Origin of the sequence: Clostridium sp. HV4-5-A1G, assembly GCF_900184915.1 — a bacterium.
GTDB lineage: Bacteria > Bacillota > Clostridia > Clostridiales > Clostridiaceae > Clostridium_B > Clostridium_B aromativorans.
The window spans coordinates 1-3,310 of record NZ_FXYI02000263.1 but is presented as its reverse complement, the minus strand read 5'-3'; the positions used below and the strand labels follow the sequence as shown (position 1 = coordinate 3,310).

General features: G+C 33.2%; 3 protein-coding genes. 2 read left to right on the top strand and 1 reads right to left on the bottom strand.

Annotation, left to right across the window (positions count from 1 at the left end):
* The first annotated feature begins 40 nt into the window (after positions 1-40).
* Together J5G60_RS17410 and J5G60_RS17405 are read left to right on the top strand one after the other, a co-directional pair.
* Positions 41-760, top strand: a complete 720-nt coding sequence (locus J5G60_RS17410) for a lysophospholipid acyltransferase family protein (RefSeq protein ID WP_150358589.1) — start codon at positions 41-43, stop codon at positions 758-760.
* A gap of 33 nt (positions 761-793) precedes the next feature.
* Positions 794-1,636: a sulfurtransferase gene (locus tag J5G60_RS17405; protein ID WP_150358590.1), complete on the top strand. Its 843-nt coding sequence runs from the start codon at positions 794-796 to the stop codon at positions 1,634-1,636.
* A gap of 53 nt (positions 1,637-1,689) precedes the next feature.
* On the opposite strand, the gene J5G60_RS17400 is transcribed toward J5G60_RS17405, so the two are convergent.
* A complete protein-coding gene (locus J5G60_RS17400; RefSeq protein ID WP_150358591.1) occupies positions 1,690-3,072 on the bottom strand; it encodes an FAD-binding oxidoreductase in 1,383 nt (460 codons plus the stop codon).
* Positions 3,073-3,310 lie beyond the last annotated feature (238 nt).

The window sequence follows — 3,310 nt, the reverse complement described above, 5'->3', positions numbered from 1 at the left end:
ATATTATTGTTAATTATATTTTATAGTAAGGAAAAAAAGAATGAGAACTGTATTTTTATATCTGTATTTTACATTTTATGTATTTTATACTTTTTATCTTGAGGTAAGGATCAAATCCGTTTATAAAAATTTTCCTAGAAAAGAAGCAGATGAACGTATATCAAAAATCGTATCAAGATGGGCAAAAAATATATTAGATAGAATTGGGGTTAAAGTGGATGTAATTGGGAATGAAAAACTGACAGAGAGAAATTATCTGTTTGTTTCAAATCATCAGGGAAATTTTGATCCTTTTATAATACTTGCTTATATTCATAAGCCCATGGGATTTATTGCAAAGAATGAACTGCTGAAAATACCTATTATTAGGGAGGGAATGAAAAAAATTCACTGTGTGTTTATGAATAGAAAAAATATAAGAGAGTCTGCAAAGGCTATTGATGAGGGAATAGACAATCTAAAAAAAGGATACTCCATGGTTATATTCCCAGAAGGTACTATAAGTAAATGTCATGAGATGCTTGAATTTAAAAGGGGAAGTTTTAAACTTGCAATCAGATCTGGCATACCCATAGTACCTGTAGCCATTGATGGCAGCCATAAAATATTTGAAGACAACAGGGGGAAAAAATTTGTACCTGCTCGAGTAAGAATGATAATTGATAAACCTATTGATGTAAAGTTTTTAAGTGCTAATCAGAAAAGAAATTTACCTTTAATGGTTAAATCGATAATAGGCGAAAATCTAGATAGAGGGTAATGAAGTGAATTTATATAATATGGAGGAGATTAAATGAAAAATTTTGTTACTACTAAATGGCTTGGAGAGCATTTAAAAGATGACAATTTAGTGATTGTGGATTGTAGGGGAGATTTGTTGGATAAAGAGTATGGGCGAAATGCCTATAAAAAATCACATATAGAGGGAGCTTTATTTGTGAATTTGAGTACTGATCTTTCTTCAACACCAGGAGAACATGGGGGAAGAGATCCTCTTCCGGAAGTTGATGAGTTTAAAAATACCGTGGAGAATTTAGGGATAGATGATGATACCGTGGTAGTGGCTTATGATGATTATAAAATTGCTGATGCGGCAAGGTTTTGCTGGATGTTGAGATATTACATGGGGCATAAGTTTAACTATGTCTTAGATGGAGGAATAGACAAGTGGGTGAATGATGGAAATAATCTTTCTAAAGATATGGTAAAGTCTTCTAAGAAAGGCACTTTTCAGTCAAATGTGAATGAAGATATGAGGGTTGATATGAACTATGTGAATAGGATAAAGTACGATGATAAATGGATGATAATAGATTCGAGAACTCCTATAAGATATAGAGGCGAAAATGAACCCATAGATAAAATAGCAGGACATATACCGGGAGCGGTAAATTATTATTGGAAAGAAAATCTAAACCAAGATAATACTATTAAGGATATTGGTTATTTAAAAGAAAAATTTAAAGATGCCTATGGCAAAAAAGAAGTGATAGTATACTGTGGCTCAGGTATAGACGGAACTTTTAATTTTTTATTACTGGATGAAATTGGTATAAGGGCTAAACTATACAGCGGCAGCTGGAGCGACTGGATAACCTACAGGGGAAATAACATAGAAAAAACCATTATGGAATAAAATTAAAAATACTCTTTCATACTTGTGTAGAAAGAGTATTTTTAATTTACATCTTAATCGATTATAGTACCTGGATTTAATATACCATTTGGATCAAAAGCCTTTTTTACACCCTTCATAATTTCAATCTCCCTTTCAGTAAATTGAAGGGGCATATATTTTTTCCTGGTCTTTCCAGTTCCGTGTTCAGCTGTTATTGTTCCACCATATTTTAGGGCAATTTTATACATTTGCTGTTTGAATTCTTCATAATAAGATGGTAGTTTTCCGTTGACACTGAGTATGAAATTATGTATATTTCCATCTGCTATATGACCTACTGCTGGGATTGTGGTGTTGTATTTTTCCGCCAGGGAGGTTATATCATCAAAAAAGTCCGGTACTGATGAAGGTGGAACAGCCATATCCAGTCCATCTGCCACATGATCTTTAAAAGGTGTATAAGCATTACTTCTTATATCCAAAAGTTTCTTTTGTTCTTTTGAAGTCTCTGCTATAATACTGTCTACTGCATTGTGATTTTCACATATCTCTACAATTTTTTCACTATCAGAATACAGTTCATCTTCAGTTTTCCCATCAAGCATAAACATCAAATCTACGGAGCCTTTAACAGCAGGCCATGTAGTTCCGAGATCTTCAGCAGCTCTTTGTGAGATAAGTCTGTCCATGTATTCTACGGCTAAGGGCGTTATTCCCTCTTGAAGTATCGTAGGTACTGAATCACAGGCATCACGCCTGTCGTCAAATGATATCAATAGAGTTCCCGTGTACTTGTTCTTTGCATAGAGCTTTAAAGTGACTTTTGTAATTACACCAAGAGTTCCTTCACTTCCAATCATCATGCTGAGCAGATCATAACCCATGTTATTTTTTACAAGTTTTCCGCCTAAAGTTACTATTTCTCCTGTAGGGAGAACTACTTCTAAAGATTTGACGTGGTTTCGCATAATTCCATGCTTTACAGCTTTTGTACCTCCAGCATTTTCCATAACCATACCGCCTATTTGGGCACCTTCATCTCCGGGATGTATGGGGAAAAATAATTTATCCTGTTTATTTAATGATTCGAGTAAATCTGACAGAGTTGCTCCTGCTTCCACTGTGATCATCAGATTTTTTTTATCCAGTTCAATTATTTTATTCAATCTTTCAAGAGATAAAATTATGCTGGGTTTTATAGGAACGGCTCCACCACATACTCCGGTGCCACCTCCTCTTGGAACCACAGGTATAAGGAAATTATTAGCGTATTTTAATATGCAGGATATCTCTTTGGGAGAACTTGGTTTAACCAGGACGCAATCCTCCGGTGGTTGAAGCCGGATTAAGGATTCAGTTTCATCAGTTAAATAATTTTGTATCTGTGACAAGCTGTTTGTAACATAATCGTCTCCTACTATTTTTTTTAAATTTTCAATTACTTTGCTTTCCAATAAATTCACTTCCTAATATTTAATAAAATAATCCTTAGATTTATGCTGATTTGTCTATTAAAGCAATAGTAGTCATCGGATAAAATTAATAATACCACTTTTATATTAAATTGTGTATATTTTATTTTAAGATTGCTATTTACTAACTATATTTAAAAATAATACAGAAAATTGAATCACTAGCTTGACTAATCAGTCTTTGAAATATATAATTTTATTGTATAATATAACATAATAT

What these genes read in the sequence shown, in the direction of transcription:
- J5G60_RS17410 (WP_150358589.1), top strand. Translation starts at nt 41, where the DNA reads ATGAGAACTGTATTTTTATATCTGTATTTTACATTTTATGTATTTTAT.
- J5G60_RS17405 (WP_150358590.1), top strand. Translation starts at nt 794, where the DNA reads ATGAAAAATTTTGTTACTACTAAATGGCTTGGAGAGCATTTAAAAGAT.